Source organism: Aquimarina sp. EL_43 (genome assembly GCF_943422735.1).
In the GTDB taxonomy this organism is placed as follows: domain Bacteria; phylum Bacteroidota; class Bacteroidia; order Flavobacteriales; family Flavobacteriaceae; genus Aquimarina; species Aquimarina megaterium.
Window position 1 is genome coordinate 2,963,201 of record NZ_CALSBR010000001.1, and the last position, 14,562, is coordinate 2,977,762.

Annotated in this window: 13 protein-coding genes; 4 read left to right on the forward strand and 9 right to left on the reverse strand. The window is 33.2% G+C overall.

Annotated features, from left to right (window positions below):
- Nucleotides 1–100: 100 nt before the first annotated feature.
- Nucleotides 101–370, reverse strand: coding sequence for a 30S ribosomal protein S15 (gene rpsO / locus NNL09_RS12500; protein WP_025664998.1), 270 nt, complete (start codon nt 368–370; stop codon nt 101–103).
- Nucleotides 371–535: 165 nt separating this feature from the next.
- Between rpsO and NNL09_RS12505 the strand changes: the two genes are divergently transcribed.
- A complete protein-coding gene (locus NNL09_RS12505) occupies nt 536–1,363 on the forward strand; it encodes a hypothetical protein (RefSeq protein WP_196910839.1) in 828 nt (275 codons plus the stop codon).
- A gap of 81 nt (nt 1,364–1,444) precedes the next feature.
- On the opposite strand, the gene accD is transcribed toward NNL09_RS12505, so the two are convergent.
- The 3 genes from accD to NNL09_RS12520 all read right to left on the reverse strand — a co-directional run bounded on the left by accD (nt 1,445) and on the right by NNL09_RS12520 (nt 6,101).
- Nucleotides 1,445–2,302: an acetyl-CoA carboxylase, carboxyltransferase subunit beta gene (accD, locus tag NNL09_RS12510; protein ID WP_025664996.1), complete on the reverse strand. Its 858-nt coding sequence runs from the start codon at nt 2,300–2,302 to the stop codon at nt 1,445–1,447.
- A gap of 67 nt (nt 2,303–2,369) precedes the next feature.
- A complete protein-coding gene (fbaA, locus tag NNL09_RS12515) occupies nt 2,370–3,437 on the reverse strand; it encodes a class II fructose-bisphosphate aldolase (RefSeq protein WP_196910840.1) in 1,068 nt (355 codons plus the stop codon).
- A gap of 183 nt (nt 3,438–3,620) precedes the next feature.
- Nucleotides 3,621–6,101 (reverse strand): BamA/TamA family outer membrane protein, encoded by a 2,481-nt coding sequence (locus tag NNL09_RS12520; protein WP_317193929.1) that lies wholly within the window; start codon nt 6,099–6,101, stop codon nt 3,621–3,623.
- A 137-nt stretch (nt 6,102–6,238) separates the two neighbouring features.
- Here NNL09_RS12520 and NNL09_RS12525 point away from each other — a divergent pair, with 137 nt between their 5' ends.
- Nucleotides 6,239–6,970 (forward strand): RNA methyltransferase, encoded by a 732-nt coding sequence (locus NNL09_RS12525; protein WP_196910842.1) that lies wholly within the window; start codon nt 6,239–6,241, stop codon nt 6,968–6,970.
- Between the two features lie 10 nt (nt 6,971–6,980).
- Here the strand turns inward: NNL09_RS12525 and NNL09_RS12530 are convergent, their stop codons facing one another.
- Complete coding sequence (locus NNL09_RS12530) at nt 6,981–7,688, reverse strand: porin family protein (protein ID WP_025664992.1); 708 nt, start codon at nt 7,686–7,688, stop codon at nt 6,981–6,983.
- A 54-nt stretch (nt 7,689–7,742) separates the two neighbouring features.
- On the reverse strand, nt 7,743–8,471 hold the full coding sequence (gene ubiE / locus NNL09_RS12535; protein ID WP_074408407.1) for a bifunctional demethylmenaquinone methyltransferase/2-methoxy-6-polyprenyl-1,4-benzoquinol methylase UbiE: 729 nt from the start codon (nt 8,469–8,471) through the stop codon (nt 7,743–7,745).
- 310 nt (nt 8,472–8,781) lie between these two features.
- Here ubiE and trkA point away from each other — a divergent pair, with 310 nt between their 5' ends.
- A complete protein-coding gene (gene trkA / locus NNL09_RS12540) occupies nt 8,782–10,131 on the forward strand; it encodes a Trk system potassium transporter TrkA (RefSeq protein ID WP_025664990.1) in 1,350 nt (449 codons plus the stop codon).
- A gap of 1 nt (nt 10,132) precedes the next feature.
- Complete coding sequence (locus tag NNL09_RS12545) at nt 10,133–11,629, forward strand: TrkH family potassium uptake protein (protein ID WP_025664989.1); 1,497 nt, start codon at nt 10,133–10,135, stop codon at nt 11,627–11,629.
- Between the two features lie 14 nt (nt 11,630–11,643).
- Here NNL09_RS12545 and NNL09_RS12550 read toward each other — a convergent pair whose 3' ends face one another.
- The 3 genes from NNL09_RS12550 to NNL09_RS12560 all read right to left on the reverse strand — a co-directional run bounded on the left by NNL09_RS12550 (nt 11,644) and on the right by NNL09_RS12560 (nt 14,483).
- Nucleotides 11,644–11,931 carry a hypothetical protein gene (locus NNL09_RS12550; protein ID WP_025664988.1) on the reverse strand — a complete coding sequence of 96 codons (288 nt, stop codon included), beginning with the start codon at nt 11,929–11,931 and terminating at the stop codon, nt 11,644–11,646.
- 224 nt (nt 11,932–12,155) lie between these two features.
- The gene (locus NNL09_RS12555; RefSeq protein WP_025664987.1) at nt 12,156–13,343 is read right to left on the reverse strand and encodes a pyridoxal phosphate-dependent aminotransferase; all 1,188 of its coding nucleotides are present in this window, start codon (nt 13,341–13,343) and stop codon (nt 12,156–12,158) included.
- Nucleotides 13,344–13,382: 39 nt separating this feature from the next.
- A complete protein-coding gene (locus NNL09_RS12560; protein ID WP_025664986.1) occupies nt 13,383–14,483 on the reverse strand; it encodes an acyl-CoA desaturase in 1,101 nt (366 codons plus the stop codon).
- Nucleotides 14,484–14,562: the final 79 nt, after the last annotated feature.

A 14,562-nucleotide genomic window follows, 5' to 3' on the forward strand; every position in this document is an offset into this window, starting at 1 on the left:
CGCGACCAATGAAAAACTAAGGCATGCATTTGTACTCTAGTGAAGTACAAATGTTTTTTAATTATTTAATATAAAAAAAGAGGCACGCAGCCTCTTTTTATTACTTTCTTAATCCTAATTCTTTTACAATTGCACGGTATCTCATGATATCCTTTTTAATAAGATAGTCTAACAGATCTCTACGTTTTCCTACCAACTTTACCAAAGAACGCTCTGTATTATAATCTTTACGATTCTTTTTTAAGTGCTCAGTAAGATGAGTAATTCTGTGAGTAAACAATGCAATTTGACCTTCTGCAGAACCACTGTCGTTCTTTCCTTTACCGTGCTTTGCGAAGATTTCTTCTTTAACTTCTTTTGTTAAATACATTCCAATATTATTTAAATGATTTTTATGTATCAATAGCTCTTTGCTATTAGCGTGCAAATATAATATTTTTTGAATTAGAAACGCATTTTATATGAAAAAACATAATGCAATTAAACGTTTTACATAATATATAGTCTTAGTATGGTAACGTTAAAATTAAATATTATGAAAAGTAACTTATCTAAATTTAGTTTAATCACATTATTTTTTTTGATTTTAGTAGGATGTAATAAAGATGATGCTGAAGATCAATTAGTAACATCTTTTTCCACCGAAGAAACCGAACTTAATGCCAAGGTAGACAATTCAACCGAGGTAATAAGTGATACATTTTTACAAGTGTATGAGTATGAGGAAAGTGCTGCGAAAAGCCCAATTCATCCTTTTATACCAGACTGTGCAACTATAACTATTAAAGTTACAGATACTTCTAAAGAGGTAACTGTAGATTTTGGTTCTGAAGGGTGCGAAGTTAGAGGAGGACGTATCGTAAAAGGAAAAGTTAATATGTCATATGTGGTAGATACAGAAGCAATGACAAAAATTATTAACTATACGCTCGAGGACTTTTTTATTGATGATATGAAATTTGTTGGATCTAAAACAGTAACCAGGCAAAAAGCCAACGATAATGGTAATCCTCAATATACAATGAATCTTGATTTAACGATTACTTTTGCTGATGGCACGCAGGCAACCAGGACAGGATCAAAGGTTCGCGAATGGATTGAAGGCTCTTTTAATGGTAATTGGGGAGATAATGTGTTCTTAATTACAGGTGCCTGGGAAACTAATTTCAAAAATGGAAACACCCACAGTACTACAATTACAACACCTTTACGACGAGAAGCTAGTTGTAGGTTTTTGGTGAGTGGCGTTGTTGAGTTAGTAAGAACGCATTATAGTGGTTCATTAGATTATGGTAACGGAGCGTGCGATAATTTAGCTGTATTTACCAATGATAATGGAGAAGAACGTGAGATTCGACTATGATCTGTAAGTTTTTGATGTGATTATATAAAAAGGCCCGACTTTAAGTCGAGCCTTTTTGTATATAACTAGATGTATTATATCTTAATTTGCCAAAGGACGATTTAGAATTAAACTTAGATATAAGTTTATTTTTTGTTTTAGTTCATGTCTTGGAGTTATAAAATCCAGAAAGCCATGTTCTTTTAAGAATTCGGCAGTTTGAAAACCTTCGGGTAATTCTTTTCCTGTGGTATCTCTTACAATACGTGGTCCGGCAAATCCAATTAATGCTCCTGGCTCTGCAATATTTATATCACCTAACATAGCAAAAGAAGCTGTTGTACCTCCTGTTGTAGGATCTGTACATAATGATATATAAGGTATTCCTGCATCTGCTAATTGAGCTAACTTGGCAGATGTTTTTGCCAATTGCATTAGTGATAATGCAGCTTCCATCATACGAGCACCTCCTGATTTGGAAATAATCATAAATGGAATTTTGTGTTTTAGTGAATAATCGGCAGCTCTTGCGATTTTTTCACCTACTACACTACCCATAGAACCTCCAATAAATGCAAAATCCATACATGCAATAACTAAATCATTGCCATAGGATTTTCCTACAGCTGTTCTTACTGCATCTTTTAAATTTGTTTTTTCTTGTGCGTCTTTAAGACGGTCAACATATTTCTTTTTGTCTTCGAATTTAAGAGGGTCTTTTGAGGTAACACCTTTATCAAGCTCTTTAAATTTATTATCATCAAATAGGATTTCAAAATATTCTTTACTACCTATTCTTACATGGTATCCATCTTCTGGACTTACATAGAAGTTTTTTTCGAGTTGTTCTGCATCTACAATTTTTCCCGTTGGAGATTTGTACCAAAGTCCTTTAGGGACATCCTTTTTGTCTTCGGTAGCAGTTTGTATACCTTTTTGTGTTCTCTTAAACCAAGCCATATAGTTTTATTATAATTAAAAAAAGCTGAAACTCATTTAAAGAGTTTCAGCTTAAGTTTTCAGTCTTCTATAATGTATTTACATTATTTAAATCCTCGAATGCCTTTTTAAGACGGTTCTTAAAGGTAATTTCTCCTTCTCGTAACCATTTTCTAGGATCGTAATACTTTTTATTAGGTTCTTCTGACCCATCAGGATTACCTATTTGTGTCTTCAGATATTCAATATTATTGGTCATATAATCACGAATACCTTCATTAAATGCAAATTGCAGATCGGTGTCAATATTCATTTTAATAACTCCGTATCCAATTGCTTCTCTTATTTCTTCAACAGTAGAGCCACTTCCTCCATGAAATACAAAATCGATGTGGTTATGCTCGACTTTATATTTTTCTGAAATAAACTCTTGAGAGTTTTTAAGTATTTTAGGTGTTAATTTTACATTACCTGGTTTGTATACACCATGTACATTACCAAAGGCTGCCGCTACAGTAAATTTATCACTTACTTTGCTTAACTCTTCATATGCATAGGCAACTTCTTCTGGTTGTGTATATAGCTTAGAATCATCTACATCACTATTATCTACACCATCTTCTTCGCCGCCAGTGATTCCTAGTTCGATTTCTAAGGTCATACCCATTTTGCTCATACGAGCCAAATATGCTGCACAGATTTCGATGTTTTCTTCGATTGGTTCTTCAGATAAATCGATCATATGTGAGCTGTACAATGGTTTTCCGGTTTCTCTGTAAAATTCTTCTCCGGCATCTAATAAGCCATCGATCCAGGGAAGTAGTTTTTTTGCACAGTGGTCAGTATGCAAAATTACGGGTACTCCATAGGCTTCAGCCATTAAATGTACATGTTTGGCACCTGCAACTGCTCCTGCTATTGCAGCCTTTTGATCTTCATTAGAAAGGCCTTTTCCAGCATTAAACTGCGCCCCCCCATTAGAGAATTGAATAATTACAGGAGAATTTAACTCTGCAGCAGTTTCTAAAACGGCATTAATCGAATTAGAACCGATTACATTAACTGCAGGTAATGCAAAAGCTTTCTCTTTTGCATATTTAAAAATTGCCTGGACTTCGTCTCCTGCAGCAACTCCTGGTTTGATGTTGTGACTCATAATTTAGTTTTGGTTTATAAGGCTACAAAAATAGTAAAATTATACGGAAACCGATAGGATTAAAATAATCATTAAAACGGGTAGAGTTGTGGTTGTTTTAATTATTATGATTGTTGGTTTTTTACGAAAATGAAATATGCGAGTGTTTTATGTTCTAATTAAACTATCTAAGATACAGATGAGCTAAAAAGGATAATTAATCCCAAAATTATAAACAGCTTCAGAGAAGTTATATCCTTTAAACCATCGTTTATCCTGGTCTCTGGCTGGATTAAAAGTCTTAAATCCTATATCAAGTCTTAAAACGAAAAAATTAAAGTCATATCGAAACCCGAAACCACTTCCTACGGTCATTTCCCGTATATCATCTAATTTTGAAAACGTAGCATCTTCTTCTTCTACATTATCCAGAACATTCCAAATGTTTCCGGCATCAATAAATAATGCTCCATGTAATGATCCCAAAATTTTGTATCGGTATTCTGCATTTAGCGCAATTTTCATATTAGCTTCATTAAACTCATCTCTTCCGCCGGTACTTCCTGGCCCCAGATCATATACCAACCATGCTCTATTGTCATTGGGTCCGCCACCAAAGAAACTTCGCGCAAAAGGAACACTGTTAGAATTGCCATAAGGAAGAGCAATTCCTCCAAAAGCTCTAAAGGCAACTACATTTTTTCTTCCTAAATCCCAATGTTTTATATAATCTAATTCTGTTTTTGCATATTGAGAAAATTCTACACCAAATACTTCAAAACGTTTATTAGAATTTTCTTTTAATCCCGATATGTTCGAAATAGCACTTAATACATTACCAGCTAATTCTACTTTAGCTCTAAATCTCGAGTAACTTTCATCATAAAGATTTTCTCTATTGTTCTTTGTGTATGTGTAACTCGAAGCAAATATTAAGTTATCTTCGGTTAATCTTACCTTTCTTTCATTTATATTTCGAATCTCTTGTAATTGATCCGGTGTTAGATCGGGATCAGGTGTAGCGCTTAAGGATTGTGCTATAAAACCATTTGCTCCACTAGGTATTTGTAATACAGCATTATCTATATTTGGAGTGCCTGTATCTGGTTGAGAAAAGAATGGTGAATCTACATCAAGAACTCTTGTAGCAATATTATTTAACCTATTAAATGAAGTGTTATAAATGTTAAAATAATTACTGGTATTTAAGTTTCTAACGTATTGTATATTTACAAGATCAAATTGATTGGTTAGGATATTGCTGGGTTTCCATCGATAATTAAATACTCCTGTAGCATTTTGTTTGTCAAGACCGATATTTTGCTGAACATTCATTCCGAAAATAAGATTAGTGGTCGGTGACATATGTTTTGGAATAATTTTATTGGTCCTAAGTGGGAAAAGTATTTTTGGAAATGATAATTTTACATCTGCTCCTACTTCTGATATGTTAAAGAATTTTTGACCACCATCTACTGCATCGCTAGAAGAACCAATACTTCCTCGAGCCGAGATTTCTAAAATTTCGGCACCTCCAAAAACATTTCGTATTAAAAGAGATCCCCCGAAACCAATACCAAAAGCCTGAATATTTGAAGTCGATACATCAAAATCGATATTTGTACTGTATTTTTTTCTTGGAGTTAATAGAATACTAGCAATAAGATTTTCTCCAGATGGATCGTTGGGATCAATCTCATAATTTATGTTAGGGTATTTAAATGTTCTTAAGTTATTAATTTGGTTATAAGTATTTGTGCGGTCTTTATCTCTAAAGATCTCACCAGGAGTGATAAGAACAGAATTTGTAATTGCCTTACGGGTGTATTTTATTTTGTCATACCCATAGATGTTATATCCTTTATAAAAAGTGCTATCCTTGGGTTTTTGATTTCGATTTTGATATGAATAATCGGTAAAAATATTCACTTTACTTATTTTATGAACCTTAAAGGGAATTCTGGCAGTAGAATCTCCATAGGTAATAGAACGATTCTTTATGAGTAAATTTAGGTTTACCTTGTGACCTGTATTAATTGTATCGGCATCAAATTTTATAAATTCTTTTTCAAAGTGATAGAGTCCAGAATTTCGGTATAATGATGTTAGTCTTTCTCGTTCTGCTTCTATATCCAGAGTTTTGTATTGTTTTCCTGAAACAATTGTAGATTTTTCAGTATTAAGTTTGTAAATAGAATCCGCAACCTTGGACTCTATTCTAGTTTTAAGTGAATCAATAAAATAGGGTTGGTGCGGTTTTACATAATAATCTACCGTTGCGGTTTTGTTATCTTCTGTATTAATTTTATAATCTGCTTCAATATTAAACCAGCCGTTATTCCAATAGTAAGCTTGTAATCTTTTTATAGAGCGTTTTACTTTTGATTCATCAATAATTGAAGGAGGCTCTCCTGTACTTTTAAGCCATTCATTAATACGAGATAATCCTACACCTAATCTATCTACTTGCTTTTTTGAAAGAAACTTGGTGATTCGTTTTTCTCGTTTAGGTTTTCTTGTTAGCCAATCTTGATATAAAGAATCTTGATTTACACTGGCTAGATTATATATGTGAAGCCTAATAGGAATCCCTAATAGTTTAATATTGGGTTTTTGATATAGTTGATTGTACAATTTTGGGTCCTTAGTTTTAGCACTATCAACATAAATTTGATTTTTTTTCAAAAGATATTCACTCTCAGGAACTCTCTTTACCGCATTACACGAAAATAAAAAGATGCTAGTTAAGGTAATTAATAATATTTTTGTCAGAAAGTGTTTCAACCTGTATTCATTCATTGATTCAAAAATACACTATTTGTATGGTTAGCAAAAACCAAAAGAAATTAATAAAGAGTTTATATCAAAAAAAATACCGAAAACAACATGGATTGTTTGTTGCAGAAGGTAAAAAAGTGATTAAGGAGTTACTTGCAGCTAATCTTAGGCTTCATTCTCTCTTTACATTAGAGGTGGGAATCTTTGATGTTTCTACGACCTTAGAGTATGGTATTACAGAGGAGGAGTTAAAACAGATTAGTTTTTTAACTACCCCGCAAGTTGCATTGGCAGTATTTCATATCCCTGAAGTGAAAACAACAAACTCAAGCGGTTTGATTTTGGCATTAGATGATATTAGAGACCCTGGTAATTTGGGAACGATAATTCGTCTTTGTGATTGGTTTGGGATACAGGATTTGGTGTGTTCTTTACAAACGGTAGATTGTTATAATCCCAAGGTGGTACAAGCTACAATGGGATCTATTACAAGGGTAAATATTAGTTATGTGAACTTAAAGGATTTTTTAACTTTAGAAACACCAAATTCCAGAGTTTTTGGCACTTTTATGAATGGAAACTCTATTTATACAGAGAAATTACCTAAAGATGCTATTGTTATAATGGGTAATGAAGCAAATGGAATTTCTGAAGATATCCAGAGTCTTATTAAAGATAGGATAACGATTCCGCAATTTGGATCAGATCAAAAGACAGAAAGTCTTAATGTTGCTACCGCAACAGCTATTGTGCTTAGTGAATTTAGAAGATCTTAACTAAGTAAAATTATTGAAACGTGAAATTTATAAAAATCCCTCTTGTCGACATTTTGTCAATAGTCGAAGTATAGGGACTATTAGGATCATTATCTTTTACCAATTCATCAGACATAGCAAAAACTCCTCTTATAGAAGGAGTAAATTTGAAATACTGTAAATATAAATCTATACCAAAACCAATTTCATAATAATTAGTATTGGTTTTCATTCTAAATTGTCCTACACTATTATCATCGGGATTATCTTCGTTACTAGATAAGTTTATAGAGGTAGAAACGCCTCCAACAATAAAAGGTTTAATATTATTGATTCTTTTGGTCGATATTTTTAACAATAAGGGCACATGAACATATGTTGATTTAACCTCTCGTACAGATTCAAGATCAGAAGTGAATTGAGGATTCGAAAATCTTAGATTTCGAGTGTTAAAAGTAACCATAGGTTCTAATCTAAGATCAAAATAATCATTTAACCTCAGATTCCCTAAAAGACCTACACTAAAACCTATAGATTCGTCATGTATAATATCGGTTTCTGGTGCATCAGTTGTATAATCAAAATTAAAATCATAAAGGTTAAATCCAAGAATATAGCCATAACTGAATCTTGGCTTATCGAAGTTTTGAAGGTTTTGTACCTTTTCTTTAGAAAATAACTGTGCACTCATGTTTTGAGTACATATTAAAACAACTATTAAGATAAATATTCTTTTCATCTAAATTAAAATTAACCTTTTAATGGTTTAACCCTCTCATTTATTATGGCACTATTATTTTGTAGCTGTGTAAATTGTAGCCACACCAAAAGTTTGTGGGTTATCTTTGACTTCTATAAACCCGATTTTTTTCAAAATATTGTTGAAGGCTTCTCCATAAGGAAAAGCGGCAGCACTTTCGCTTAGATAAGAATAAGCAGATTTATCCTTTGAGAATAACCTGCCGACAAGCGGTAGTATTGTTGTCGAATAAAACTTGTATCCTTGTTTATATGGGGTTTTCGTAGGAATAGAAGTTTCCAAAACTACAAAAATCCCTCCGGGTTTAAGAACTCTAAATACCTCTGAAAGTCCTTTTTCTAAATTTTCAAAATTTCGTACCCCAAAAGCTACGGTTATCGCATCAAAATAATTTTCATCATAAGGAAGGTTTTCACTATCTCCTTGTACCATATTAATAATGGTGTCTAATTTTTTTATTGCAATCTTTTGCCTTCCAACTTCTAACATTCCTGTAGAAATATCAAGGCCAATGATTTCTGATGCCCCTGTTTTTGATAGATTTATAGCCAGATCACCAGTTCCTGTAGCAACATCCAAAATTCTTTTAGGATTTGTTTTGCTAACAAGTTTCACTACTTTTTTACGCCATTTTACATCAATGCCAAAAGAGATAACACGATTTAACCCGTCATAATTCTCTGAAATAGTATCAAACATCTCGGCAACCTGTTCTTTTTTAGACCGGGTCTTATCTTTATATGGAGTTATTTTTTCTGACATTAAAAAAAATTTAGGCAAATATACATTTTTGATATTGAACTAATCCTGAGTTTTGTTGTTTAAGCAAAAAAATGTGATTTTGTTCTATAATAAAGGTTTTTGTAAGCTGTGATTTTTGATTACAGAATGATAAAAATACGATCAGAAGTATCAGAATTGAAGTTGGAGATCATCAAATTTTACCAGTTAGTCAATTTACATTATCTTTGTACGCTTTTATATTCTAAGACATTACTTCTTGTTATTTTGAAGTGTAGTATTTAGTCTTAGTTTGATTTTATCTTTAGATGGAAAACAATAAACAAAACCAATGAAAATCATAATCGCCGGAGCTGGTGAGGTAGGATTTCATTTGGCGAAATTACTCTCGTTTGAATCCCAGGACATTACTCTTATAGATACAGATAAGGAATGCCTCAATTATGCAGATACTCACCTTGATATTAGAGTTATTAAAGGAGATTCTACTTCAATAGCTATTTTAAAAGAAGCAAGAGTAGATAATGTAGATATGGTAATTAGTGTTACCTCTAGCGAAACGACCAATATTACAATATGTGTATTGGCAAAACAGCTTGGAGCTAAACGTACAATTGCCAGGATTTCGAATACAGAGTTTATAGAAAATAAAGAAGAAGTAGGATTTATTAAATTTGGTATTGATGAGCTTATTTCTCCAGAGGCCTTGGCAGCTAGTGAAATAGAATTATTGCTTAGTCAATCGGCATTTCACGGGAGTTACGAATTCGAGAATGGTGCACTAACGATGGTAGGAACTACCTTATCTAAAGAAGCATTATTTGTTGGTAAAACGGTGAGACAGGCAGCAGAGGTGTTTCCAGAATTACACTTTATGCCTATCGCAATTCAACGCTCCGGAACTCAATATACTTTAATTCCTAGAGGAGATACTACTTTTAAAGAAGGAGATCAAGTGTATTTTGTAACTTCTAAAGGTGGAGTAGAAGAGTTGTATAAGTTAACCGGAAAAGTTAAAGAACAAATCAAGAATGTAATGATTCTGGGAGGGAGTAAGATTGGTTATAAGACTTCTCGTGACCTTTGTGATCATAAATTTAGAGTAAAACTTATTGAGAAAGATAGAGAGAAATCTTTTGATCTTGCCGATGAACTACCTAATGCTTTAATTATTAATGGTGATGGGCGAAATGTAGAACTACTACAAGAAGAAGGAATAGATGGGATGGATGCCTTTATAGCGGTGACAGGAAATTCTGAGACTAATATAATGTCTTGCCTGGTAGCTAAGTCTAAGGGAGTGAGAAAAACTATTGCATTAGTAGAAAATATGGATTATTTTCAGCTGTCTCATTCTATAGGTATAGATACCTTAATCAATAAGAAACTTCTGGCTGCAAACAATATTTTTAGATTTATTAGAAAAGGTGAGGTTGTAGCAATGACCAAACTTAATAATATGAATGCCGAGCTGTTAGAGTTTATTGTTAAATCTTCTTCAGAAGTAAGTGATAATTTAATCAAAGATTTAGATTTTCCACGTTCTGCTATAATTGCTGGAGTTATTAGAGATGAAGAAGGGATGATCCCGCTAGGAGATTTTTATATTCAGGCCGGAGACCGGGTAGTGGTATGTTGTTTGCCAAAATCTATTAAGAAAATAGAAAAGCTTTTCCTTTAAGATGTACAGATTAAACTATAAGATTATCTCACATATCATGGGGCTGTTGTTACTCTGTAATGGCGGGTTTATGCTAATCGCCACTGGTATTAGTTTTATCTATAAAGATGGAGTTACTTTAGAGATCATGATGGCATCTTTAGCGACGATGTTTATTGGGATTATCTTAATGTTTTTAACGAGAGAGCATCAAAAAGAAATCAATAAACGAGAAGGGTATATTGTTGTAACCTTTGGATGGATATTTATGTCTCTTAGCGGAACCTTACCTTACTTATTCTCGGGAGCAATACCATCTTTTACGAATGCTTTTTTTGAAACCATGTCGGGATATACTACCACAGGTGCGTCTATTCTTAATGAAATAGAGATTATCCCTAAAGGAGTTTTGTTTTGGCGCAGTTTAACGCATTGGATTGGAGGCATGGGAATTATTGTATTGGCCATTGCTATTTTACCATTGTTAGGAATAGGAGGGATGCAACTGTTTGCTGCAGAGGCACCTGGGCCAAGTGCAGATAAATTACACCCTAGAATTACAGATACTGCAAAACGATTATGGTTGATCTATTTTGGATATACCGTTGCAGAAACTATTCTTTTAAAACTGGCAGGAATGAATTTCTTTGATGCAATAAACCATGCATTAAGTACATTGTCTACAGGAGGGTTTTCTACTAAAAATGCAAGTGTTGCCTACTGGAACGATCAACCGCTGATACAATATATTATCATACTGTTTATGTTTTTGGCTGGGATGAATTTTGTGCTTAGCTATTTTGGATTTAAGGGTAAAGTTCAGAAAATCATAAAAGATGAAGAATTTAAATTTTATGCCCTTTCTGTTATTATATTTACAGCAATAGCTACTCTTGTAATATATAGTAAAGCAGATATGTCTATTTCCTCTATTGATCATCCAATGGTGTGGGGAGAAGCAGAAAGTGCTTTTCGTCATGCGTTATTTCAAGTACTTGCAGTAATTACTACTACAGGTTTTGTAAGTGCAGATTTTACAATGTGGACATCGTTTTTAACAGTTTTTTTCTTTGGAATCATGTTTCTGGGTGGTTCTGCCGGATCTACCTCGGGAGGTATAAAAGTAGTACGACATTTAATAACTATTCGAAATGGGATTTTAGAATTTAAAAGAACGCTGCATCCCAGAGCAATATTACCCGTAAGATATAATAGAAGATCTGTCTCTAAGGAAATCGTATTTAATATACTTGCATTTTTTATATTATATATGCTTTCCTTTATTATTGGTTCTGTGGTGTTAGGTGCATTAGGATTAGATTTTGAAACCGCGATTGGTGGAGCAGCTTCTTCTCTAGGTAATGTAGGTCCTGCTTTTGGTAAACTTAGCCCAGTAAATAACTTCGATGTACTACCAGCCTTTGGAAAATGGTGGTGCTCCTTCCTTATGCTAATAGGAAGGTTAGAACTCTTTACAGTACTTATACTTCTTACTCCGTTTTTTTGGCGAAATAGATAATAAAATAACTTGGCTTATTGCATTTGCCACTCCCAGGTCGCAGAAGAATTTGGTACTATTGGCCATAATTCGGCAACTTTTTTGATAGTGTCTTTTACAGTTCCTTTTATGCTTTTTAGTTCTCTATCTTCAATTAGAAAAATATCTAATATTGATTCATAAAATCTAATGTAGTTAGTGCTAAACTCTTTTTCGGGTTTGATGTTTAAGATTTCATCATCTGTGTGAGAGACGTCAAAGTTTTCTTTAAAAATTTCAAGGACATTTTTTTTGACGATACGTTCCTTTTCTAGAGTATCCATAACAATTGGTTTTAAGTTGGTTCTTTTTGAATACTTGTTTTTTGTAAAACAAATATTCGGGATATGGCAAAAGTATAACTCTAATTTCGTTTATTTAGTATAGAAGACAGTTTTAAAAATTGTAAAAAAAGGTTAAAATTTACTTAACGTTTGCTAAAAAAATATGCCAATACCTTATTTTATAGGCATTGGCATATTTATAAAAAGTTAAAACCGTTACATTATTAGCTCACGGCTTCTTTAATTCTTTTGGTCGCTTCTTTGATTTCTTCTGTACTGGCAGCATATGATATTCTAATACAATTGCTATTTCCAAAAGCAATACCTGTTACTGTGGCAACATTAGCTTCTTCTAATAAAAACATTGAAAAATCTGTAGCATTTTCGATGGTGTGTCCTTGTAATGTTTTACCAAAGTAATAAGAGATGTCAGGAAAAACATAAAATGCTCCTTCTGGTTCATTACATTCGAACCCAGGAATCTCGGATAATAGCCCTAGTATTAGTTTTCTTCGTTCCTTAAACTCATCAACCATATATTGAATTTTGCTAACCGGAGCCTCAAGAGCAGTAATTACAGCTCGTTGGGCAATACAATTAGCTCCACTAGTTACCTGACCCTGCATTTTATTACATGCGCGAGCGATAGAAGTGGGTGCTCCAATATATCCTATTCGCCATCCTGTCATAGCAAAAGCTTTAGCAACCCCATTAACAGTTACCGTTCTGTTGTACATATCCTCAAATTGTGCCATAGAAGCATGACTACCAACATAATTAATATGCTCATATATTTCATCACTTACTACTATAATATTAGGGTATTTCTGTAGAACGTCTGCCAAAGCTCTTAGTTCTTCTTTACTATAAATAGATCCACTTGGGTTACAGGGAGAGCTATACCATAGCATTTTGGTTTTTGGCGTAATCGCTTTTTCGAGCTGTTCGGCGGTCATTTTAAAATCCGTATCAATAGAAGTTTTTACTTCTACAGGAACTCCCCCAGAAAGTTTTACAATATCACTATAACTTACCCAGTAAGGACATGGTAGAATTACTTCATCCCCAGGGTTAATGTATACTTGAGCAACATTATAAAGAGATTGTTTTGCTCCAGTAGAAACAACTATTTGAGAGTGGTCATAAGTAAGACCATTATCACGTTTAAATTTAGTGATAATTGCATCTTTTAACGCTACATATCCATCAACCGGTGTGTAGGAGTTGTAGTTGTCATTTACAGCTTGTATAGCAGCTTCTTTAATAAAATCTGGAGTGTTAAAATCTGGTTCTCCAAGACTAAGACCAATAATATCCTTCCCTTCGGCTCTTAGTTCACGCGCTTTTGCAGCCATTGCTAATGTAGCTGATGCTTTAAGCGCATTGATTTTGTCTGATAATTGTATGCTCATTTCTGATACTTGTGTGCTCATTTATCTGGTAAATAAAAATTATGATTGTATGGCAGGCTTCATCCCCATTTCTTTAAGGTGTTTAAAATGGGCAATAATAGCTTTGCGTGTGGTTTTGTACTCGTTATATGGTAAATTAAATTCTAAAGCTGTTTGTTTTACAATTTTAGAGATTTTAGTATAATGAATATGACTTATATGAGGGAAAATATGATGTTCTACCTGATGATTTAAGCCGCCAGTAAACCAATTTACTAATCTGTTTTTTGTAGAAAAATTAACTGTAGTAAATAATTGATGTACGGCCCAGGTGTTTTTCATAGTTCCTGTACTATCCGGTACTGGCATTTGTGCTTCTTCTACCATATGTGCTAATTGAAATACTACACTTAATATTAATCCTGCAACATAATGCATTATAAAAAATCCTATTAAGATTTTCCACCATGCGATAGACATAATGATCATAGGAATTACAATCCAGATCAAAAGATAAATAATTTTAGTTATTACTACAGTACTCCATTGTTTTAATGGGCTAGGTAATTTACCATAAGAAAGCTTACGAGCAAGATAGTTTTTAGTTTGCTTAAAATCTGTGGTCAACGCCCAGTTAAAAGTTAGTAAACCATAAAGGAATATAGAATAATAATGTTGAAACTTATGAAAACGTCTCCATTTTGAATGTTTTGTAAAACGAATTACTCGACCAGCATCCATGTCTTCATCATGACCATGAATATTTGTATACGTATGGTGTAAAACATTATGTTGTACCTGCCAGTTGTATACATTACCCGCCAGAATATACATACTACCACCCATTAGCTTATTGATCCATTTTTTTGAGGAATATGAACCATGATTACCGTCATGCATGACATTCATGCCCACGCCAGCCATTCCTACTCCCATTACTATAGTAAGTAGTAGCATCCACCATTGTGAAATATCAAGGGTGAGAATTAAAAAATAAGGAGTCAGAAAAATAGAAAACATAACGATAGTTTTAATATGCAATCGCCAGTTTCCTGTTCGTTTAATATTGTTGTCTTTAAAATATTGATTTACACGTTTATTCAATGTTTTAAAGAATTTAGCAGAATCTTCTCTGCTAAAGCGTATGTTTGGTGCAGTCATGAGCTTGAGGTTTATGATCAAACGATATTTGTCATAATTATATTGGGTAAAGTTAGGTATTTAAATTTTTTTAAGTTCC